The organism is Paenibacillus pinistramenti (assembly GCF_005869875.1).
Classification (GTDB): domain Bacteria; phylum Bacillota; class Bacilli; order Paenibacillales; family Paenibacillaceae; genus Fontibacillus; species Fontibacillus pinistramenti.
This window is the reverse complement of sequence record NZ_VAWG01000003.1, coordinates 1-23,361: the sequence shown is the minus strand read 5'-3', so window position 1 is coordinate 23,361 and position 23,361 is coordinate 1. Positions and strand designations below refer to the sequence as shown.

The following is a 23,361-nucleotide window of genomic DNA, read 5'->3' as shown; positions in this document are numbered from 1 at the left end:
GCGCGGTTAGCTTAATTTAAACGAAGAGAGGTAGTACCCATGGCACCCTTATTAATCGTTATTTTTACTTTCTTATTCTTTGCGTCCATTGCGGGCCTGATCTATCCCAAGATGTTCGATAACCTATTTAAACGCCGCGTAAAACGCTGGATGTTCGCTGCCGGAGCGCTCTTATTATTGGTTCTGATTGCAGTCATCGCTCCCAGTGATCCCAAAACAGAGGCTGCTGATGCAATAAGCAGGAAGCTGTCAGAAGAAGACTCCTCCAATGCAGCATCCGCTGATGCGAAAGCAGAAGAGGCCGCAAAAGCCGAAGCTGAGCAGAAGAAAGAGGAGAAGGAAAAGGCCGAGGCTGCTGAGAAAGCTGCGAAAGCAGCGGAAGCGGCCAAGAAGGCAGAGGAAGAGAAGGCGGCAGCACTCGAACAGGCAATGCACCCTGACTGGGATAAGTCTGAAATGGATGCTATGAATAATGGGAATCCCCAGTTAGCCTTTCAAATGCTGGAAGCAATGGGGGACACAGCAGTTACCCCTGCAACCGTTAATGCAGGATTGGTGTTTAAAGCGCCTTGGAATTATTACGGCAAAGCCATCGAGTTTACGGTTGATGTTGCGATCGTTCAGGATTATCCGCCAGATGGAGACAGTTACGTTAAATCCGAAATTGTAGGCGAGGCTCCGGATGGAACGATTTTAGACATTTTCAGTATGTCAGACAGCGGCGAAATTCAGGTGGGAGATCAGATAACAGTGGTCGCTTACCCTGTGGGACTTGTAACGGTCGAGAACAAGCTGGGCGGTCAAACGGATCAGCTCGCACTTGTAACTAATAAATTTTAAGCTTAGTGCCGGCAGCCGGCCGAATTCATCCTTAAACTAAGATCAAAAGCCTCTTCAATTCCGGATAATGGAAGGGAAGAGGCTTTGATAGGGCGAATATAGGCATATCGAACTATTTGAACTATTTGAATTATTTTGCGAGGAGGTCTTTACGTGAATCTGATCGATCGGCTGTATCAAGAAATCATGGAGACTCCGCTGGCTCCCAAGATCCTATTGGCAGACTCATATGCGCAGGGGACTCAGCTTCTCGAACAGATGTGCAGACGGTACGGTGCTGTATTCCATGTGGAAGTCCAGACGCTTCGCGGACTGGTCACCAAACATGCCAAATTAGAGATGTTCCGCAAACAAATCACTCTGCTGGATGAGATGCAGTCCTTATGGGTTGTGCGTTACCTCATGAAACAGCTGACTGAAAAAGATCAGGTGAGCTACATAACGGATTCCATGCTGAAGCTTGGCATTGTCAGAAGTGTCCACCATACGCTTATGGAGATGCGGCTGGCAGGTATCCAAGCTAAGGATGTGAAGGCCGAGCATTTCACGAACCTCAGTAAGGGCGAGTACCTGCAAAGGCTGCTTGCCTTATATGAGTCTTATCTCGCCGAACATAAGCTGACGGATTTTGCCGGATTGATTGAATATGTGAATGGGAAAGAAGAAGATACCCGGTACCTGGCCTTCAGCTGGGCAGGCTGGTCCCGAATCGAGCGGCTCATGCTGGAGAGGCTGGCGGGGGAACGGCTTTGCCTGATGGAAGCGGGTGCTCCTTTTAATTTGGATAAGGATTATCTGGCGAATTCCTTCTCAATGTTCCGGGCAGCCGGGAGCTTAGCTGAAATCCGGGAAGGGTTCCGCAGAATCGTATCAGATTCCGGAGCGCTGGACCATACAGAAATCATGCTGTCAGATTATGAGCATTACGCCCCGATTGTCTTCTCCCATGCCGAGAAACTTGGAATCCCGTGCACTTTCTCAAGTGGACTGCCCCTGGTCTTCTGTTCAGCGGGAAGAGCAGCTGCAGGCATACTGGATTGGATTACAGAGGGATTCCCTGTCGCCAAGCTGACGGAACTGCTGAGACACGGCTGCCTGTCTTTCCAGGATGAGAGATGGAGCAGAAGTGATTGGATCCGGCTGCTTGAGAAGTCCGGAATTGGATGGGGGAGGGAACGGTACCTGGCTGCTTTCAGGCCGGAAAGGCTGCAGGAGCAGGACCGGGAACAGGGAGCTGTCCTGAGCAGGTATTTTTCAGCTTGGTTTGACGGGCTGCCCGGACAGAAGGAGTGGAACCCGCTGTTGCTGCTTAAATGGTTAGCGGATTTCATCAAAAATATTGCCGTCATCTCTTCTCCGGAGGACGCCGCCGTGTCTGCGGCTCTTCAGGAGATGGCGGGCAGATGCAGCCCCAGCCTGGGGGAACAACTCCCGGTGAACCTGGCGGTCCAATATGTCAAAGAGATGCTCAGCGAGATTCGCATTCATTTGTCCCCGGCACCGCAGCCAGGGGCGATCCATGTTACTTCTTTACAAAATGGGGGCTGGAGCGGCAGAAAGCATACCTGGATTGCCGGTATGGATGAGCGGGCATGGAGTATTTCCGCGGCGCAGGATCCGCTCCTTCTGGATCAAGAGAAGCGGGCCGTTTCCACTTCCTTGATTCCTAAATCCGATCGTGCGAAGCAAATCAGGAATGAGCGTGAATCCAGGCTGTCGCTTATTCGGGGCGAGATCTGGCTCAGTTATTCCTCTTATGATCCCGGGGAGCAGAAGAGCCAGGGGCCGGCTTTTGAAATGCTGCAGATGCTGCGGCTCCGGTCCGCCGAACCTGCCCTGGATTTTGGAGCATTAGAGCAGGAGCTGGGAGAGCCTGTCAGGGTGATGAATATCGTGAATTCAGCTGTGCAATCTGCCCAGCAGCTCATCCTGCAGAGCTATCCTTCTCTCGCAGACGGGCTGCGGGCCCAGCGGCTCCGTGCAGGAGAGCAGCTTTCGGCCTATGATGGCTGGGTCCCGAACGCCGGCTCCTTCTATATTCATGCCGAGCAAGAGGAGCCGCAGGACCGCCATTTTGTTAGCGTTACTCAGCTCGAAAAATACGCATCCTGCGGGCTGCACTATTATTTCTACTACCTGCTCAAGCTTCGTCCGAAAGAAATCCCGCAGTATGATCCGGCCAGGTGGCTGCAGGCAAGTGAAAGAGGCTCCCTGCTCCATGATATTTTTAGAAGATATTTGGAGGAGGTTACCGCTCAAGGGGCACAGCCGGCTGCACATGATCAAAACCGGCTGAATGAAATCGCAGAAGCGGTAATTGAAGAGACGGTGCACTTCATTCCTGCGCCTAATCCTCATGTATTCGCCAAAGAATGCGGGGAGCTCCGCCGTGATGTGGACATCTTCTACCGCCATGAAGTGCTGAAGACCGACCAGCCCTATTTATTTGAACTAGAATTGGCAGCACCGAATGGAGAGCCGATGGAACTTCAACTGCCGGGCGGCATCCGCTTCAGACTAAAAGGGTTCGTTGACCGGGTAGACCGGATTGGACCGCATGAATACCGGATTATTGATTATAAAACGGGCAGCACAAGCAAGTACAAGGAATCCGAATATTTCAGCGGCGGTTCCCAATTGCAGCATGCTCTGTATTCGATGGCAGTCGAGCAGTGGCTGCGGGACACGGGGATCGATCCTGAGGCTCGGGTTACGGAGGCGGAATATTATTTTCCTACAGAGCGGGGAAGAGGAGAATACGTCCGGCGGACACAGAACCGGAGAGATGATGTAGTAACCATCCTTGGACAGCTGCTGGAGTCGCAGAAGAAAGGCATTTATGTTCCGACCCATAACAAAAAAATGTGCGGCTGGTGCGATTACAACGCGGTATGCGGCCCCCATTCGGAGTGGATGGCCTTCAAACGGCAATCTGCCGGTAACGAGGAACTGTTGAAGACCCTGCTGGAGGTGGAGGCATTTGACTGAACTACATCAACCAAATAGACGGGTAGACCCGGCAGACCTGGCTGACCGCAGCCGGATTCTTGCAGACCTGGACACCACCCTGCTGGTGGAGGCCGGAGCCGGTTCCGGCAAAACAACGAGTCTCGTGGGCAGACTTCTCTCGTTAATCAAGTCGGGCGTTAAGGTGGAGCAGATTGCCGCCATTACCTTTACAAACAAAGCTGCAGATGAGATGAAGGAACGCTTCCGGCTGGCATTGGAGCAGGCATTCCGGGGAGCAGAAGAGGATTTTTTAACTAGGGAAAGACTGGGTAAGGCTCTGGAAAATCTGGACCTTATCTTTATTGGAACGATCCACTCCTTCTGCGGGTCCCTGCTGCGGGAACGGCCGATTGAGGCAGGCCTGGATCCTTCTTTTGAGGAAATGGACGAAGATCAGGATCAGCTGTTCCGCGCCTATTGCTGGGATGACTACATGGCCGGACTGGATGGAGAGGCACGTTCGCGGCTGGATGAGCTGTTATCGCTCGGGGTTGATGTCAATACCCTTAAGGACGTGTATGACCGGGTGTCTTTATTTACGGATGTCGAGATTCCTTGTGAAGAGCGAGCGCGGCCCAATTTTGACCGGATTCGGGAGACCCTTTTTCCGCTGATTGAAGCTGCTTCTCCTTACATACCAACCGCCGAGCCGGACAAGGGCTGGGATACGGTGCAGAAGCTGGTGCGGCAAACCCGCCGGAAGCTGCGGTACGCCGATTTATCCGATGACATGCGGATACTCGAAATCGCAAAGGAGTTTGACCGCAAGCTCGACGTGACGCTTAACCGCTGGACCTCTAAAGAATATGCTGGAGAGGTGAAAAAGAACTTTCCGGATTGGCAAAGCCGAGTCCTCTATCCATTTCTGCAGGAGTGGCGGGAATTTTTGTATCCGAAGCTCATTTGCTTTGTTCAGCCGGCGCTTGCTTATTACGGGTCCCGTAAACTGGCCGCAGGAAAATTGAATTTTCAGGACCTGCTTCTGCAGGCCGCTGAATTAGTGCGTGAGAACAGGGAAGTTAGAGCTTATTTCGCAGAGCGTTATACCCGGCTGCTTGTCGATGAATTCCAGGATACGGATCCGATTCAGGCTGAGCTCATGTTCCTGCTGACAGGGGAAGGGGAGTGCGAAACAGGCGATTTGGTGCGGGATTGGAGGCAGTTAACGCCGAGACCCGGCTCCTTGTTTGTGGTAGGCGATCCCAAGCAGTCGATCTACCGTTTTCGCAGAGCGGATATTTCGATCTATAACGAGGTCAAAGCGCGCATCTCCGGCTGTGGCGCAGTTCTGCGGTTAACCGCCAACTTCCGTTCCGTCCATTCCATCGGTGATTTTATTAACGGCCAATTTACAGGTAAACTGCCTGCTTCCGAATCGGAGGTTCAGGCCGCTTATGTGAAGATGGAGACTCATACCCCAAATCCTCAAGCAGACCGGAGAACGCCGCATGGCATTTATGTCATCAGCTATTCAAAAATCTCCGGCGGCAAAGCCGTGGTTGCCCAGCTGGATGCGGAGCAGATTGCCAGATATATCTCCTGGGCCTGCTGGAACGGACAGGTGCAAATTGCCCAGAGTGACGGCAGCACCCGGGCTGCGGTCCCCAGCGATTTCCTGATCCTGACCAAAACCCGCGAGTTCATCCATCTCTATGCGGAGCAGCTTGATTTGTACGGCATTCCTGCTGATACTTCCGGAAGCACGACGGTATACGAAGAGCAAGCCGCGCTGCTGCAGCTGGTTCGTTATTTAGATGACCCTGCGGATCAGCCGGCACTGCTGGCGGTGATGCGCGGAATGTTTTTTGGCTTAAGCGACCAGCAGCTATGGGCTTATAAACAGGCAGGCTTCCGCTTCTCCTTATTTAACCTGCCGGAAATGGAGGAATGCAGCGAAGAGGCAAGAGCGGCTGCCGCCGTACTGGGCAGAATACGAGATTACCGGGACCTGGTTCGGACGAAAAATGCTGCTACTGCGCTCAGCCTGATTATTGAGGACCTGGGCTTGCTGCCCTATATCTCAACCCTGCCTGCAGGCTCTATTCGAGCGGGGACTCTGCTGCGAACCTTGCAGCTTCTTCAGGGCGATCCTTTAGCGGGTTCGAGCTGGCCGGAGCTGCGGAGGGCTGCCGAGAATATGCTGGCAGGCCGCGGTATGGAAACCTCAAGTCTGTATGCCGGGGGCAGCCAGGCAGTCCGGATCATGAACCTGCACAAAGCAAAAGGACTTGAAGCGCCGATTGTATTCCTTGCTTGTCCGTGCGGGGAGTTCGACCATGATGCGGCGCAGTACATCAATCGTTCGGCTGATCCGGCGGAAGGATATTTTACGATAAGCAGAAGCGTAGGAGAGTTTAAAACCGAATTAATCGCCGGCCCCGCGGGCTGGGAGGAAATGAGTCAAAAGGAACGTTCTTTCTCAAGCGCAGAGAAGGACCGGCTGCTCTATGTTGCCGCAACACGTCCCAAGCAAATGCTGGTCATCAGCTTATATCCGGATCAGCCGGCGAAGTGTCCCTGGACGCCGCTTGCCGAGGGGATGGAATTCGCCCGTGAGCTCGATATTCCTGCCCGGTCTGCCGAAGAAACGGGGAGTAGAGCAGTGGCGATGGTACAGCAGGATACCGCCCTGTTGACAGGACCGGACCTGGCCCAGATTAAGACGATCCGCCAGCAGAGACTGGGAGCGATCGCTCAGCCTACGTATGCTCTTGCATCGGTTACGGGGCTGACCAAAGCAGGCGGCGATAAACCGGAATGGTCGTCGGAAGGCAAAGGGATGGCATTCGGAAGCGTCGTTCACCGGACGATCGAGCTACTGGGCAAGGGCCTGCCTGAGGAAGAGCTGGAGGATGCGGTCTGTCTGCTGGCTGAGGAGGAAGGTCTGGCCGCAGAGCATATTCAAGCCGCTGTTCAAATGGTACGGAACGTGCTGGCCGGCGAGCTCTGGCAGCGCAGCCTGCGTGCGCGGCGGAGACTTTTTGAAGTGCCGATTATGGTGCACAAGCAGAATGAAAATAACGAGCCGGCTGCTTATGTACGCGGCGTGATCGACTTCCTGTTCGAGGAAGAGGACGGATGGGTCATTGTTGATTTTAAAACGGACAGCGTGACGGAAGAGAATCTCCAGTCGTTCATTGATTATTACCGTCCGCAGGTGGAGGCTTATGCGGGGGAGCTGACGAACACTTTCGGCTACAAGGTGAAAGAGTCGGCGTTATATTTTACATCGCTAGTTGAAGGATTTTACAGTAAAATTGTCGAAAAAAGGTAGACAATCTTTTTAAAACAAGAGGTCAACGATGGAAGTTATTAATAATATCGATAAGCTATTTGGTGATGATTTAAAGCAAACTATTCGTAAGGGCGGGAAGCTGTCTGTAGCAGCCTCCTGTTTTTCTATTTATGCTTATGAGGCATTAATGAAGGAGCTTAACCAGATTGATGAAGTCCGCTTCATCTTTACTTCTCCTACCTTCATTGCAGACAGCTTCAAGAAGGAGAAGAGGGAATTCTACATCCCTAAACGGGGCCGCGAGAAGAGTTTATACGGGACAGAATTTGAACTCCGGCTTAAGAACGAGATGACACTTAAATCCATCGCCAAAGAATGCAGTGATTGGATTCGGAAGAAAGTTACCTTCAAATCAAACAGAACTTCCGGTTCTATGCAGGGGATGGCCAATCTGCAGGGGGCGGAGGAATCCGTAACCTACATGCCTTTGGACGGCTTTACTACGGTGGATCTGGGATACGAGAAAGGCAATGCCTTATCCAAGATGGTCAACAAGCTGAACGAAGCCCCGTTTACAAAAATGTATTTTGAACTGTTTGACCAACTTTGGAACGATAAGAGCAAGCTTGAGGATGTTACCGATCAGGTTGTTGAGCATATTTCATCCGTATACAGGGAGAACTCGCCGGAGTTTATCTACTATGTCATTCTGTACAATATCTTTAATGAATTTCTGTCGGACATTACAGAGGATATTTTGCCGAATGAAGCAACAGGGTTCAAGGACACGGAAATCTGGAAAAGGTTGTACCACTTTCAGAAAGATGCTGTGCTGGGTGCGATTAACAAGCTTGAGAAATACAATGGCTGCATCCTGGCAGACAGTGTTGGTCTGGGTAAGACGTTTACTGCTTTAGGAATTATCAAGTATTATGAGCTGCGTAATAAGTCGGTTTTGGTGCTCTGTCCCAAGAAACTAGGGGATAACTGGCTGACGTATAAACAGAATGTTACGAATAATATTTTGTATACAGACCGGCTTCGATATGATGTTCTCTATCATACAGATGTTTCGCGCGAGCGTGGCAAATCCAACGATATTCCGCTGGACCGGCTGAACTGGGGCAACTATGACCTGCTCGTAATCGATGAGTCCCATAATTTCCGGAATAACGAAGCCAAGAAAGATAAAGAAACGCGCTATCAGAAACTGATGCGTAAAGTGCTTAAGAACGGCGTAAAGACCAGGGTACTCATGCTGTCCGCGACTCCGGTCAACAACAAGTTCATGGATCTTCGCAATCAACTTGCTCTGGCCTACGAAGGGAATCCTGAAGAGATCGACAACAAGCTGGGGACGGAGCGGGGAATCAACGATATCTTCAAACGGGCACAGTCTGCCTTTAATCAGTGGTCAAAGCTGGAACCGGCTGAGCGGACAACAGAAACGCTTCTCGGAATGCTTGATTTTGATTTCTTTGAGCTGTTGGATAGCCTGACCATCGCACGCTCGCGGAAGCATATTCAAAAGTATTATAAGGCTGAGGAGATCGGCGAATTCCCAAGGCGGTTACCACCGGTATCCAAGTTTTGCGATTTGACAGACCGGACGGATGTTCTCGGTTACAACGAAATATTTACGGAACTGTCGAGAATAAACCTGGGCATTTATGCTCCGTTCAAATACATCCAGCCTAGCCGTCTTCGCTTCTATGAAGATCTGTATGACACCAGCGTCAAGGGGGGGAGCGGAAGCTTTAGGCAAGTGGACCGCGAAGGCAGCCTCCAAATCCTCATGCGCATTAACTTGTTGAAGCGGCTGGAAAGCTCCGTAGAATCCTTCCGGCTGACCCTGTCGAAGATTATATCCAAGCTGGAGGGGACGCTCCGGCAGATTGAGGCCTTTGAGCGCAGCGGTAAATCCGGTGATGTTGATTACACCGATATTGAGAGCACTAATCTCGATGAGGATGACTGGCTGGATGAAGACTTTAATATTGGCGGGACAATTAAGATTAACTTATCGGATATGGACGTTCTCCGCTGGAAGGAAGACTTAACCAGTGATTGTAACGTACTGACAGCATTGCTGAATGAGATGCATAAGGTTTCGCCTGAGCACGATAAGAAACTAAATGTATTAAAACAGGTAATCGACCAGAAGATTCGTCAACCGATTAATCCAGGCAATCGGAAAGTTATTATTTTTAGTGCATTTACCGATACCACGGCATATTTGTACACGCACTTATCTGAATACATGAAGTCAAAGTATGGTATGGATACGGCAAAAATCGTGGGCAGCGACGAGAATAAAAATTCCGCTGGTTTGCGTAACGATATCAGCACACTGCTGACGTGCTTCTCGCCGCGATCCAAGGAGAAGCATCTGACCATGCCCGCTGTCGAAGGCGAAATCGATCTGCTGATTGCTTCTGATTGCATCTCTGAAGGGCAGAATTTGCAGGATTGTGATTTCCTCATCAACTATGATATTCACTGGAACCCGGTTCGCATTATTCAACGGTTCGGACGGATCGACAGGATCGGATCAAGGAATAAAGAAATCCAACTGGTCAACTTCTGGCCCAACATGACGCTGGATGAGTACATTCAATTGAAGGAGCGGGTTGAGAATCGCATGGTCATTATGGACATGACGGCCACAGGAGACGACAACGTCTTGTTCAATCAATCCAGCGATCTGGAATACCGGAAGCAGCAGCTAAATCGGCTGCAGAAGGAAGTCGTCGATCTCGACGATATGAATACCGGAGTGTCCATTACTGACCTGGGTCTTAACGATTTCCGGATGGACCTGGTGAACTATGTGAAGGAGAACGGCGAGCTTGATAAGGTTCCAAGCGGGCTGCATGCAGTAGTAGCCGCTGACGAGGAGAAGGGCGCAAAGCCGGGGGTTATATTTGTTCTTCGCAATATTAATGAGGAACTGAATCCCGACAAGCAGAATAGACTGCATCCCTTTTATCTGGTCTATCTGAGTGATGATGGTGAAGTGTTAACCAATCATATGGACGTTAAGAAGACACTTGATATGATTCGGGCGATCTGCAGAGGGCAATCTGAGCCGGTCTTAGAAGCTTGTCGCAGCTTTAACGAGGCGACGAAAGACGGCAAGAAGATGGATATGTATTCAGTGCTTCTGGAGGAGGCCATCCGTTCAATTGTAGAGGTGAAGGAAGAAAGCGATCTGGATAGCTTATTCAGCTCGGGAGGAACAACGGCTTTAATCGATTCGATCAAGGGACTGGAGGACTTTGAACTCATTACCTTTGTCGTCATAAGGCAGGTGAATGGATAATGTTTCAATTGCCGTCAAACACAATCGTCAACCGTAAAATTCCAAAGAACAAATTCTACGACAAACTGCATGCTAATCAGCATCTGAAGGAGTTGTTCACTGATCAAGTCGATACAATCATTTGGAAGCACAAGCTATCCAAGGAAACAATCCGGCTTAGCCCCAAGGATGACGTTGAAGAAATCCAGGTGTTTGAAATTCATTTGAAAGAGAGGAGTTATTCCCAGGACCTGCTGAGGAGCATAGACAAAGCGATCCCTTATCCAATCCTCCATGTCTTGATGAATGAAGGAATGGTCAAACTCGCTATTGCCTTCAAAGAGCGAAATCAGATGGACGACAACCGTTCTGTGGTTCGTTCCTACCATGAGACACAGTGGCAGCCGGTAGAGAACTTGAATATGAATCTGCTGCAGGGGCTCGACCTGAAGGCGGTATATGAGAACATAATTCGAGGGCTGCTGCCCGTTAACTCTAGTCCTGATGTTAAGCTTATTGACGCACTGGAGCAGCAGGCCCGAATAGACAAGCTGAAACTGGAGTGCCAAAGGCTGGAGGCTAAGATGCGGAGTGAGAAACAGTTCAACCGTAAGGTTGAGCTTAATATGGAACTTCAGCGTAAACGAAGGGAACTGAATCAGCTGATTAACTAATTAAATGTTTGCTTAAAGGTCTGTTCATTCGAACAGGCCTTATTTGTTATCCTTGCTCAGTGAATTCTTCGAATCTACCGTACCAAAGAAGTCTTTCGTCGTGCGGACGACATATTTAATTTCATCTACAGGTCTTTCCATCAGCATGTATTTGTAAGCTTCTATCATCTCGCTCTTATCCTTAAAATCAAGCGGGTCCTGGTATTGATTAAAATCAAACAGCTCATAGGGAGTGATTCCAAGAGCCGTCATAATTGTCTCAAGTGTCTCCAGCGTAATGTTGTCCTGCCCTTGTTCAATTCGGGAAATTCTGGAGCGGTTGAAGCCTTCCTTGCCCGTTCTTTCAGCCACTTGCTCCTGCGTGAGGCCTTTCTTCTTGCGAATGGAGTGAATCTGCTTTCCGATTAGCTCGCTGAGCTCTGACATTTTACTCACCTCATAATGAGGGTAGTAAAAGTTGCTTGTAAAATAGATACCAATATAAATAAACAATATTTAATATGTTTCACTATAATGATACAATTGCCTTGACAATGTAATAGAATCGAGGGGATTGTATGCCTAAATTAACGATGAAGTCACCTGATGGGGTTCAGCGTAACATGGAGCAGCTGGCTTCTCTTTTTCCAAATGTGATAACAGAGACAAAAGATTCTGACGGGAATGTAACCACAGCGGTCGATTTCGATCTGCTGAGGCAAGAACTGTCCGATGTATTGGTTGAAGGGGAGAAAGAGCGTTATCAATTGACTTGGCCGGGGAAAAAGGAAGCGATCCTGCATGCCAACACCCCGATCGACAAGACGCTGCGCCCGGTGAAAGAGGACAGCGTGAACTGGGATGAGACAGAGAACCTGTATATTGAAGGGGATAACCTTGAGGTATTGAAGCTGCTGCAGGAGTCCTATTTAAATAAAGTGAAATGTATTTATATTGATCCGCCGTATAATACGGGGAATGATAGCTTTGTTTATAATGATAATTATAAGAAGTCAGTAGATGAGTACCTGGATGAATCTGGACAGGTCAGCGTTGATGGCCATCGTTTAACTTCCAATCCTACTTCCAATGGGCGGTTTCACAGTGATTGGTTAACCATGATGTACTCAAGAATAAAAATATCTAGAAGTTTGCTCAGGGAAGATGGAGTTATCTTCATAAGCATTGATGATAATGAAATAGATAACATGAAAAAGATCTGTGATGATGTATTTGGCCGAGATTCGTTTGTAGGTTGCTTCGTTTGGAAAAGAAGAGCTTCTTCAGCATTGGCATCTAATCTAGTCTCAACTGATCATGAATATGTATTAACATATGGGAAAAATAGTGGAGTAGTATTCAAAGGCAAACAAAAAAATTACTCGACGTACAGCAACCCCGATAATGATCCCAGGGGCCCCTGGACTCTCGGGGATTTGACAGTTGGTATGACTAAAGATCAAAGACCGAACCAGTTCTATGACCTTGTTGATCCTAAAACAGGAAAAGTATATACGGCTAATCCTAATCGAGTGTGGGCATTTATACCTGAATCTATGAAGAAGTTGCTTGATGAAGATAGAGTAGTATTCCCTGAAGATACCAATAAGCGCCCAATGATTAAGAGATTTATGAGTGAACTTAGAAGAGATGTTGATCCCATTTCTACTTTGCTGTTAGATGTCGGCATGAACTCTGAAGGAACCAGAACAATAAAAGATCATTTTGAAATTCCAATATTTAATTACTCTAAGCCGCTTTCGTTGGTAGAACAGCTTATTGAGCAGGTAACCGGGTCATCAGATATTATTTTAGATTTCTTTTCGGGTTCTGCGACTACTGCCGAAGTTGTTTTGAAGTTGAACGCTAAGGAATCTGGACGCAGAAGGTATATTATGATTCAAATACCTGAAGCTATTGATGCTGCTGCTGAGGGACAGAATATAGGGTTAACCAACATCTGCGAAATCGGCAAAGAACGCATCCGTCGCGCCGCCAAGAAAATCAAAGAAGAAACAGGCGCGGACATCGACTATGGCTTCCGCGTCTACCGTGTAGATTCCAGCAACATGAAGGATGTGTACTATACACCGGATAAGATCGTCCAGATGGATATGGATGATGCGGCAACGAACATCAAGGAAGACCGCACTGGCGAAGATTTGCTTATCCAGGTCATGCTGGAGTGCGGACTTGAACTTTCGCTGCCAATGGAAACCAGGGAAATAGAGGGCAGAACTGTCCATTACGTCGCAGGCAACTCGTTAATCGCCTGCTTTGATGAGAATGTAACTGAATCGGTCATCCAACAAATAGCAGCAGATCAACCGCTTCGAGTGGTTTTCCGCGACAGTTCGTTCGAGGATGACTCAGCCCGTATCAATGTAGAAGAACTGTTCAAGCTGCTCTCCCCGGGCACAGAAATTCAAGTACTGTAAGGGAGGCGGACAGGGATGAAGATTAAATTTAAACATCAGCAGTTCCAATTGGATGCGGTAAACAGCGTGGTTGAGGCCTTTCAAGGACAGCCGAACGAATCCTCCCGTTTTACACTGGACAAAGGCCGCAGGCAAAAGAGCGTGGAACAAATAGACTTGTACCAACTCGCGAACAGCGAGTCTGGTCAATATGGATTCAAGAATAATCCGATTAAGCTTATTGATCAGGAAGTGCTGACTAACATTCAGGCTGTCCAGCGGCAGAATGGATTAATGCTGTCGGAGCGGCTTGAGGGAAGATACAACCTGACCGTTGAGATGGAGACCGGTACAGGCAAGACTTATACGTACATTCGGACGATGTTCGAATTGTATCAAAAATACGGCTGGAGCAAATTCATTATTGTTGTCCCATCTATTGCAATCCGGGAAGGTGTGCTCAAGACCTTTCAAATGACGGAAGACCATTTTATGTCAGAGTATGGATCAAAAGCCCGTTATTTCGTTTACAATTCGAAGCAGCTTCACCATATCGAGAAGTTCGCCAGTGATGCCGGAATTAACGTTATGATTATTAACGCTCAAGCTTTTAATGCCAGAGGCAAGGATGCCAGAAGAATTACAATGGAGCTTGACGATTTCAATTCCCGGCGTCCGATTGATGTTATCGCCAGCACGAATCCGATTCTGATCATCGACGAACCGCAGTCGGTGGAAGGCCAGAAGACGAAAGAGGCGCTGAAGGACTTCAAGGCTTTGTTCACGCTGCGGTATTCGGCAACTCATCGTGAGGATTATAACAAGATTTATCGTCTGGATGCCCTGGACGCTTATAACATGAAACTGGTTAAGAAGATCAGCGTCAAAGGCATCTCTGTAAAAGGAACGAGCGGGACGAACAGCTACTTATATCTGGAAGGCATTGATGTCAGTGACAAGCATGCGCCTATTGCCCGGCTTGAATTTGAGAAGCGCACGAAGTCAGGGCTAACCAGAGTATCCCGAAAAATAGTTACCGGCGATGATCTTTATCAGCTGTCCGACCGCCTTGAGCAGTATAAAGGCTTTAAGGTTGCGGAAATCAACGGACAAAATAACAGCATCAGCTTTATTAATGGCGTTACGCTATATGCTGGAGATGTACAAGGCGACGTTAGTGAGCATCATTTCCGCCGGATTCAAATCCGGGAGACGCTTAAATCTCATTTTGAGAAAGAGCGGGTTCTTTTTTATAAAGGAATTAAAGTCCTGTCCCTGTTCTTCATTGACGAGGTCGCCAAGTATCGTCAGTACGACGAAGCTGGGGATGAGATGAACGGCGATTATGCCGTCATGTTCGAGGAAGAGTACTTGGGACTGCTTAATGAACAATTGTCCCTCTTTGCAGATGATCCATACATGCAGTATTTAAACGGTATTGAGGTGCGTAAGACGCATAAGGGGTACTTCTCTATCGACAAAAAGAGCAGACGGTTTGTGGACTCCAAAGTATCGGCCAGAGAGTCGGATTCAGATGATGCAGATGCCTACGATCTGATTATGCGGGACAAGGAACGGTTGCTAAGCTTTGAGGAGCCGACCCGGTTTATCTTTTCCCACTCGGCTCTGAAGGAAGGCTGGGACAACCCGAACGTGTTCCAGATTTGTACACTCAAGCATAGCGATTCGTCAATTAAGAAGCGTCAGGAAGTCGGCCGCGGCCTCCGGTTATGCGTCAATCAGCATGGGGAACGAATGGATGCGAGCATTCCAGGGATCGACGTTCACGAAATTAATGCCTTGACCGTTATTGCCAGTGAATCTTATGAGCAGTTTGCCAAAGACCTGCAGAGCGAGATTGCCGCCGCCTTGTCGGACCGTCCGCGGAAGGCCGATAAGAACTTTTTCCTGGATAAGGTGCTTGCCAATGCCCGGGGGGAACAGCTGCAGATCGACGAACGGCTGGCGACCAAGCTGCAAAATACATTCATTCGTCATGAATATACGGATGATGATTACAATCTGACGGATGCTTATTTCTCGGCTGTGGAAGAGGGGGAGATCAAGCTCCCGGAGGAATTGGATGGTGCTTTTCATGAGTCGTTAATCAAACTGGTCAAGTCGATCTACGTTGAAGGCAAAACGGATATTACAAGTGACGAGCGGAATAATACGATCCCTGCCGTCACTGTAAATCATAACTTTAATAAGCAGGAATTCAAGGAGTTGTGGAACAAGATCAACAAAAGATCGGTGTATACCGTTCAGTTCGACTCGCAGGAGCTGGTGCAGAAATGTATTTTGGCCATTAATATGAGCCTGGATGTACCTGCAATTCGTTACTCCATTAAACATGGGGAAATGAACGATATCGAATCTCGTGATCAATTGAAACAAGGCGGGGCGTTTACTGCCCGGGAAACGCAGACAGAATATGTGCACCAGGCCGCGGCGTCCAAGATTAAATATGACTTGATCGGCAAGCTGATGGATGAAACAAAACTCACCAGAAGGACGATTGCTGCCATATTGAAAGGAATCACGCAGGCCAAATTCATGCTGTTCCAAAAGAATCCTGAGGAATTTATAATACGGGTATCCAAATTGATTAACGAGCAGAAAGCCACAACGATTATCGAATCCATTTCCTATGATGTGATCAACGAGACATTCCAGACCGATGTATTCACAAAGAGCATGTTGAAGGGACAGCTTGGACATAACGCGATCGCCGTTGATAAACATATTTACGACTACGTTGTAACGGATTCTAAGATCGAGCGGGCATTCGCCAAGGAACTGGATACGAGCAAAGAAGTAAATGTCTACGCCAAGCTGCCGAGAGGCTTTTATATTCCTACTCCAGTAGGAGATTACAATCCAGACTGGGCGATTGTGTTTAAAGAAGGCGGCGTAAAGCACATTTACTTCATCGCGGAGACGAAAGGCTCCTTGGATTCCATGGAGCTGCGGGAAATTGAGAAGGCGAAGATTGAATGCGCACGCCGGCATTTTGCCAAGCTTAATTCAGATCAGCTGAAGTACGATGTGGTTAACAGCTATGAGAAATTGCTGGAGATTGTAAAAGGTTAAAATCAAGGACATATTAGCTTTTATATGCAAACATAAGTTCCCTGGCAAACAGTTGTCAGGGAACTTTGCTATTCTACGTCAAGAGGCAGCAAGATCACGATAACTTAATAAATATGAAGTCCAAATTATGAAGGAGGATTTAACATGCAGAACCTTCAATTAACAGCCGATGCCCTCAAGTCACAAGGCTGGGCTTACCAATTCAACTTATCTGTCTTAGCGGACCAGAGTGAAGGCGTGATCAACGAGTATATTCATAACATTCACCAGTCTGCGATTCAAACCCTGAGCAAACAGAAATCCAAAAAGATGCTAAAAGGCCCTTTCTACATTTGAACATGCCGCAAAAGGCTGCTGGATAACAATAACACTTATGTTGACGGATTTGCCTTGATGGTTACGCCATTCTATCATGCAGTCACTGGTAGAGATAGAGATCCGATCGTGGAGGTTATGTGGCAGCACAAAGGATATCTGTGGATGGAATCGGTTATTCCGATCTTGGAAGGAGCAGTCCCAGTATCAATCTTCGAAAAATGGAGAAGCATCCCTTATTGAAATGGACACTAACTTAATATCCAAACTCTCGGATACCTTTGAGGAGCATCAGTACATGTTGTCTTTAGTCAATCCAGGCATGAGAATTAAGAGTAATCCTTACGAATGAACAAACGATAAAAGTCTAATCTGTTTTTAAATATTCAGCACCGCAAACTCATCTCGAGCTTTGCGGTGCTTTTTTACCCAAACATATATTCGCTGACAAGCTATAGTCACTTCCAGCTTTCATAATAAAGGAAAGACTAGAGGGAGTGAGTTGCATGGATCAACCGATATATGTTGCTCTTACGGGCACACAGCACTATCATGGTGCAGCTATTCTGAAACCGGGCCAAATTGTTCACCTGATCAAAGACCCGGATAATTCGCATGATCAAGAGGCGATTAAAGTGGTTTTGACTCCGATCGGCAAGATTGGATACGTAGCCAACAGTACTTATACCGTTCCCAAAGGGTGTTGGAGCGCCGGCCGGATTTACGATACGTTTGACCAGCAAATTTGCGGTATTGTGCGTTTTGTCGTTAAAGAAACCGCGATCGTTGAACTGGCACCGGATCTGGAGGAGGTCTACATCGTCAAATCCGTAAAGCATCTATCGCTTTCTGCTCTTTTTGGCACAAAGTTCTGAAGGACAAGCAGCAGATTTACATAAAAATCAAAAAAATCCCCCTGAACGGGGGATCGCCGGAATGTCGGAATGTAAAAAACTTCACTGCTGTCTATCTAAACCCGAGCCTCCCTCTTCTGAAAAAAATGCTTCAGCGCACCGTACACCTCGCCCCGCTCCTTGATGATAAAATGCATAAACTCCGGCTTCTTGATATTCCGGTAAGCCGACATCAGCGTGCTGCTGCGGTTGTACTGGTTCACTTCGCCGTAGCCGAACAGATTGCTGCGCTTCAGCAGCTCGTCGATCAGCTTGACGCAGCGCTCGTTATCGGAGGTCAGGTTGTCACCGTCCGAGAAGTGAAACGGATAAATGTTATAGCTCGAAGGCGGATAACGGCTGTCGATAATTTCAAGCGCCTTGAGATAGGCGGAGGAGCAGATCGTGCCGCCGCTTTCGCCGCGGTTGAAGAAATCCTCCTCGGTCACCTCTTTGGCTTCCGTATGATGGGCGACAAACACGATTTCGACCTTCTCATACTGCTTGCGCAGGAAACGGGTCATCCAGAAGAAGAAGCTGCGGGCGCAGTATTTTTCGAAGGAACCCATAGAACCCGAGGTATCCATCATGGCGATGATCACCGCGTTCGAGCGGGGCACCACAATTTCCTCCCAGGTTTTGTACCGGAGATCATCCGGTGAAATGCCGTGAATCCCCGGCTGGCCTTGTCTGGCGTTGCGGCGGAGGTTCTCCAGAATCGTCCGTTTCTTGTCGATGTTGGACATGATGCCCTTTTTGCGGATGTCATTGAATCGGATGGCTTCCGTTTCGAGCTCCTGCTTATCTTTCTCCTTCAAATGAGGCAGCTCGAGCTCACTGAATAATATTCCCTCCAGATCCTCGATGTTCACCTCGGCCTCTACCACATCTTCGCCCGGCTGGTCGCCGGCCTCGCCGCCTTTGCCCGGTTTGCCTGCTTTCCCCGGACGGTCCCTTGCCAGCACGTCTCCGACCTCGGAGCTGCCATCCCCTTGACCGACATGCTTCTGCTTATTGAAGTTATGGATGAAACGGTATTCTTCCAGATTGCGCAGCGGAATTTTGACGATCTGCTTGCCGTCGGACATGATGATATTTTCCTCAGAGACGAGATCGGACAGGTTCTCCTTGATCGCTTCCTTTATTTTTTGCTGGTGACGCTGCTGATCCTGATATCCTTTCCGGTGCAAAGACCAATCCTCGCGTGAAACAACAAAATTATGCGATGAAGACGACATTAGCGGCACCTCCCCGGTTGAAGTCAACAGCCTATGGCAATACAACGATTGTAAATAAAGTATATTCGCGAGAGTGCCTGATATGTGAGGGACTTCGCCGCCCTGAAAATGCAATTTTAACGCGCAGAAGCGCTGCCTTTCTGTTTCACAAGCCCGGATGTATAATCGAGTCAGGTTTCTTGCGGGGTACCATTTTTTATTCAGATAGAGCGGTTAAACTAGAGTGATTAAGGAGATGAACGCCTGTGTCGGCAGCCTTATTTAAGAATGGGATCTTCCCCTTCGCATCTAAAAATAATCCATCGAATTCCGTACCATCGAACTCCATTTATGTAGAGAACGGAATCATCAAGGCGATCGGACCTGCGTCCGAGCTGGAGCTGCAGCTGTCCGGACAAGCCTACAGCACGATTGACTGGGAAGGCGCCTATGTGCTTCCGGGGCTGGTTGACGCCCACATGCATCTGGGCATGTACGGGATGAAGCTGAGCATGCTGGATTTTACCGGAGTGAAGTCTAAAGCGGAAATGCTTGCCCTAATCAAGGAACGGGCCGCGGTTACGCCGGCAGGCGAATGGATCACAGGTCTCAACTGGAATGAAAATGAATTCTCGCCGGCTGCCGCCCCGACGCGCCAGGAGCTGGACGAAGTGACAGACCGTCATCCGGTCTTTTTGACGCGCACTTGCTTTCATGCTTTCCTTGGCAACACTGAGGCCTTTCGCCGGGCTGGTATTCCAGATGGGGCGCCTGATCCTGATTCCGGCGCGTTTGGCCGTCATGCGGATGGCAGCTTTAACGGCTGGATCTATGAGGAAGCGTGTTATCCTTTTGAACAAGCGCAGCCTGAACCTGATTATGAAACGAAGAAGGACGTGGTCCGGCGCGCCATGCTCAGTGCTTTGAGCCTTGGCTTGACCGGCGCGCATACGGAGGATCTGCGGTTCCTTGGCAGCGTAGATACGATGCTGCGCATTCACCGGGAGCTTAGAGAAGAAGGCATCGCCTTCCGAACCCACCAGCTGATGTTCCATGCCTATATGAAGGAAGCCGCGGGACTGGGCGTGATGGCAGGCAGCGGAGACGAGTGGACACGGATCGGTGCGATGAAGATTTTTGCAGATGGAGCGATCGGCGGCCGGACCGCCTTATTGCAGCAGCCTTACAGCGATGCGCCCCACACCAGAGGCATGGCGATTCAAACGGAGGAGCAGCTGCACGAGCTAGTGGCGATGGCCCGCAGGCATGGCTACCCGATAGCCGTTCATGCTATTGGTGACGGAGCGGCAGCGCTGACCTTGGGTGCGATGGAGAAGCATCCTCTTGGTCCTTCCTCCGGTCTTCCGGACCGCTTTATCCATGCGCAGGTGCTTGACCGGAACCTGGTTGAACGCATGAGTCGGCTTCCGCTGATCGCGGACATCCAGCCGCGGTTTGTGGCCAGTGATTTTCCGTGGGTGCTGGAGAGGGTTGGACCGGACCGCCAGGATTATTTGTACGCCTGGAAAAAGCTTCTGCAAGCCGGCATCGTCTGTGCCGGGGGCAGCGATGCGCCGATCGAGCCGCTTGATCCGTTCCTCGGCATTCATGCCGCCGTCACGCGGCGCAGGCCCGGACAAACCGGAGAAGGTTACCTGCCGGAAGAATGTTTGTCCATGCAGGAGGCGGTGCACCTGTTTACGCTGGGAAGTGCAGCCGTCGTGGCGGAAGAGAAGCAGCGCGGCAGTATAGAGGCCGGCAAATCTGCAGATTTTACAGTCATCGACAGAAATATAACGGACGACCCGGAGTCTCTGCTCGGGGTTAACGTAAAAATGTCCGTTGTCAACGGACAAATCGGCTATTCAGCCCTCTGACAAAGGACTATAATAGAGAAGGCGGCACATCCGCCCCAGCATATTTTGAATAAAAAAGCATTCTGAACCTGTCCGAAAGCTGCTGCAGCTAAGACAGGCCAGGACTGCGCGGAGGCTTTGTTAGATGCGTTTTAAAGATGTTTTTTCCATTATAGGACCTGTTATGGTCGGACCCTCCAGTTCGCATACTGCGGGAGCAGCCCGAATCGGCCGTTCGGCCAGGCATCTGTTCGGGAAGCAGCCGGATCGAGCTGAGGTGATCTTTTTCGGGTCATTTGCTGCTACCTATCAGGGGCATGGGACTGACCGCGCCATTGTCGGAGGGCTTTTGAATTATGAAACGGATGATCCCCGTATTCCGATGGCGCTGGAGTATGCCAGGGCTTCCAAGCTGGAGGTTTCTTTTCGTGAGGGCAGAGGGGTTGTCCGTCACCCGAATACGGCTCAGCTGATCTTAACCGACTGCGGAACAGGCAGGGAACTGACATTGACAGGGATCTCCATCGGCGGCGGCAACATTGAAATTATTGAAATAGACGGCTTTAACATAAAAATGACCGGCGTCTACCCAACCCTGGTTATTCAGCATTATGATCTGCCGGGCGTTTTGGCCTACATCACCCAAACCTTAAGCCTGGAGGGCACCAATATTGCACAGCTGTCCCTGGACCGGAAAAATCGCAGCGGCCACGCCATGACCGTCGTCGAGATTGATGGAGAAATTAAAGAAGAGGCAGTGGCTCAAATTAAGAAGATGGATGCTTTGATTTCCATGGGGTGCATTGATTTAACAAGAGCAGATTTGGAGAACTGGCTGCTGCAGCCAGAGGAGGAGCAGAAGTGAATTTTAGAACGTTAGAAGAGCTTGCGGTTTTATGCTCGGAGAAGAAGATGACCATCGGCCAGCTGATGCTTGAGGAACAAAGCGGGGAATCAGGCCGCACTCCTGAAGCGGAATTTGAGACGATGAAACAATATTATGAAGTAATGAAGGATGCCGTGCATAAGGGATTAAGCGAGGATACCACTTCCCCCAGCCAGCTAACAGGCCTGGATGCTCAGAGAGTAGTCAGCTATGGAGACCGCACGGAAATGAACCTCGGCGGAGCTGCGGGAGAGGTGATGGCTTACGCGCTTGCTGTATCCGAAGTAAATGCATCTATGGGACGGATTGTTGCCACACCTACTGCCGGCTCATGCGGCGTGATTCCCGGAGTCTTTGTCAGCACGCAAAAAAGATTCGGCTGGACCGATGAGCACATGGTCTACGGTTTGTTTGCAGCCGGAGCAATTGGTTATGTCATTGCCAACAATTCATTCATATCTGGTGCCGAAGGCGGCTGCCAGGCTGAAATCGGATCCGCGATCGGGATGGCGGCTGGCGCACTAGTGGAGCTGCGGGGCGGTACGCCTGCTCAAGCGGTTCATGCTGTCGGTTTGGCCTTGAAAAATACACTCGGCTTAATCTGCGACCCCGTCGCCGGTTTGGTTGAGGTTCCGTGCATTGTGCGGAACGGGTTTGGTGCCGTAACCGCTCTGGCGGCTGCGGATATGGCGCTGGCAGGAGTGCGCAGCGTCATTCCGTCCGATGAAGTCATCCAGGTCATGCTTGAAGTCGGCTCCTCGATGCCTGAGAAGCACCGCGAAACCGCTAAGGGCGGGCTTGCCCAGACACCAACCGGCCGCAGAATCATGGAGAGTCTTTAGGGTAGTCTTTTTAGGGCTGCTAAGATTGCTGCCGCTTCTTTCAATAAAGGAAGAGGGAATAAGAAGAGAGAAAGAAGCGGCATTCAAACAAGCCGAAGAGGTTTGAATTAACGTTTTTTTGCTGAAGCAGAATAATTATTAATAAAATGATAAAAAATACTTGCGTGAATTCGTTTGAGTATGGTATATTCTTGTTCCGGCCAATTAAGCAAGATTGTTAGCCGGCAAGCAGTGAAGCAAAGCAAATGAAGAGGAAATAACTTCCTCGAAAAAAAGCTTGCAAAGTTGCTTCGAAGATGATAATATATAAGAGTTGCTGCTGAACGTGATTTTTTAATAGCGATGAAGCAGCAATTACAGAAAAAAGTTTGATCTTTGAAAACTGAACAACGAGTGAGAAATAAATAACGAGTAACAACTCGTCAGATTCAAAATGAGCTACAAACTTTACTTTTATGGAGAGTTTGATCCTGGCTCAGGACGAACGCTGGCGGCGTGCCTAATACATGCAAGTCGAGCGGACTAATAGGTTCTTCGGAACCTGTTGGTTAGCGGCGGACGGGTGAGTAACACGTAGGCAACCTGCCTGCAAGACTGGGATAACTACCGGAAACGGTAGCTAATACCGGATACGCAAGGGAGTCGCGTGATTCCTTTGGGAAAGATGGAGCAATCTATCACTTGCAGATGGGCCTGCGGCGCATTAGCTAGTAGGTGAGGTAACGGCTCACCTAGGCGACGATGCGTAGCCGACCTGAGAGGGTGAACGGCCACACTGGGACTGAGACACGGCCCAGACTCCTA

14 protein-coding genes and 1 rRNA gene are annotated in these 23,361 nt (G+C 49.3%); 13 read left to right on the top strand and 2 right to left on the bottom strand.

Annotated elements, in window-relative coordinates; all coding sequences use genetic code 11:
- The first annotated feature begins 39 nt into the window (after positions 1-39).
- The 5 genes from FCN15_RS05770 to FCN15_RS05750 all read left to right on the top strand — a co-directional run bounded on the left by FCN15_RS05770 (position 40) and on the right by FCN15_RS05750 (position 11,059).
- Complete coding sequence (locus tag FCN15_RS05770) at positions 40-840, top strand: hypothetical protein (RefSeq protein WP_138494062.1); 801 nt, start codon at positions 40-42, stop codon at positions 838-840.
- A 153-nt stretch (positions 841-993) separates the two neighbouring features.
- Positions 994-3,828 carry a PD-(D/E)XK nuclease family protein gene (locus tag FCN15_RS05765; protein ID WP_138494061.1) on the top strand — a complete coding sequence of 945 codons (2,835 nt, stop codon included), beginning with the start codon at positions 994-996 and terminating at the stop codon, positions 3,826-3,828.
- Positions 3,821-7,123 carry a UvrD-helicase domain-containing protein gene (locus FCN15_RS05760; RefSeq protein ID WP_138494060.1) on the top strand — a complete coding sequence of 1,101 codons (3,303 nt, stop codon included), beginning with the start codon at positions 3,821-3,823 and terminating at the stop codon, positions 7,121-7,123. Before FCN15_RS05765 ends, FCN15_RS05760 begins: the two co-directional genes overlap by 8 nt.
- Before the next feature lie 148 nt (positions 7,124-7,271).
- Complete coding sequence (locus tag FCN15_RS05755; protein WP_238996526.1) at positions 7,272-10,406, top strand: helicase-related protein; 3,135 nt, start codon at positions 7,272-7,274, stop codon at positions 10,404-10,406.
- Positions 10,406-11,059 (top strand): DUF4391 domain-containing protein, encoded by a 654-nt coding sequence (locus tag FCN15_RS05750; protein ID WP_138494058.1) that lies wholly within the window; start codon positions 10,406-10,408, stop codon positions 11,057-11,059. Before FCN15_RS05755 ends, FCN15_RS05750 begins: the two co-directional genes overlap by 1 nt.
- A gap of 39 nt (positions 11,060-11,098) precedes the next feature.
- Here the strand turns inward: FCN15_RS05750 and FCN15_RS05745 are convergent, their stop codons facing one another.
- Positions 11,099-11,485 carry a helix-turn-helix domain-containing protein gene (locus FCN15_RS05745; protein ID WP_138494057.1) on the bottom strand — a complete coding sequence of 129 codons (387 nt, stop codon included), beginning with the start codon at positions 11,483-11,485 and terminating at the stop codon, positions 11,099-11,101.
- Between the two features lie 131 nt (positions 11,486-11,616).
- On the opposite strand from FCN15_RS05745, the gene FCN15_RS05740 reads away from it, so the two are divergent.
- The 4 genes from FCN15_RS05740 to FCN15_RS05725 all read left to right on the top strand — a co-directional run bounded on the left by FCN15_RS05740 (position 11,617) and on the right by FCN15_RS05725 (position 17,738).
- On the top strand, positions 11,617-13,476 hold the full coding sequence (locus FCN15_RS05740; RefSeq protein ID WP_138494056.1) for a site-specific DNA-methyltransferase: 1,860 nt from the start codon (positions 11,617-11,619) through the stop codon (positions 13,474-13,476).
- 15 nt (positions 13,477-13,491) lie between these two features.
- Complete coding sequence (locus tag FCN15_RS05735; RefSeq protein WP_138494055.1) at positions 13,492-16,548, top strand: type III restriction-modification system endonuclease; 3,057 nt, start codon at positions 13,492-13,494, stop codon at positions 16,546-16,548.
- Between the two features lie 144 nt (positions 16,549-16,692).
- The gene (locus FCN15_RS05730) at positions 16,693-16,884 is read left to right on the top strand and encodes a hypothetical protein (RefSeq protein ID WP_138494054.1); all 192 of its coding nucleotides are present in this window, start codon (positions 16,693-16,695) and stop codon (positions 16,882-16,884) included.
- Positions 16,885-17,369: 485 nt separating this feature from the next.
- Positions 17,370-17,738 (top strand): HIRAN domain-containing protein, encoded by a 369-nt coding sequence (locus tag FCN15_RS05725; RefSeq protein ID WP_138494053.1) that lies wholly within the window; start codon positions 17,370-17,372, stop codon positions 17,736-17,738.
- A 95-nt stretch (positions 17,739-17,833) separates the two neighbouring features.
- On the opposite strand, the gene yhbH is transcribed toward FCN15_RS05725, so the two are convergent.
- On the bottom strand, positions 17,834-18,994 hold the full coding sequence (gene yhbH, locus FCN15_RS05720) for a sporulation protein YhbH (RefSeq protein WP_138494052.1): 1,161 nt from the start codon (positions 18,992-18,994) through the stop codon (positions 17,834-17,836).
- A 245-nt stretch (positions 18,995-19,239) separates the two neighbouring features.
- Between yhbH and FCN15_RS05715 the strand changes: the two genes are divergently transcribed.
- The 4 genes from FCN15_RS05715 to FCN15_RS05700 form a co-directional block, all read left to right on the top strand.
- The gene (locus FCN15_RS05715; RefSeq protein ID WP_420819548.1) at positions 19,240-20,850 is read left to right on the top strand and encodes an amidohydrolase; all 1,611 of its coding nucleotides are present in this window, start codon (positions 19,240-19,242) and stop codon (positions 20,848-20,850) included.
- Between the two features lie 124 nt (positions 20,851-20,974).
- Positions 20,975-21,694, top strand: a complete 720-nt coding sequence (gene sdaAB, locus FCN15_RS05710; protein ID WP_138494051.1) for an L-serine ammonia-lyase, iron-sulfur-dependent subunit beta — start codon at positions 20,975-20,977, stop codon at positions 21,692-21,694.
- The gene (gene sdaAA / locus FCN15_RS05705) at positions 21,691-22,557 is read left to right on the top strand and encodes an L-serine ammonia-lyase, iron-sulfur-dependent, subunit alpha (protein WP_138494050.1); all 867 of its coding nucleotides are present in this window, start codon (positions 21,691-21,693) and stop codon (positions 22,555-22,557) included. Before sdaAB ends, sdaAA begins: the two co-directional genes overlap by 4 nt.
- Before the next feature lie 452 nt (positions 22,558-23,009).
- Positions 23,010-23,361 (top strand): 16S ribosomal RNA (locus FCN15_RS05700); the annotation flags it as partial.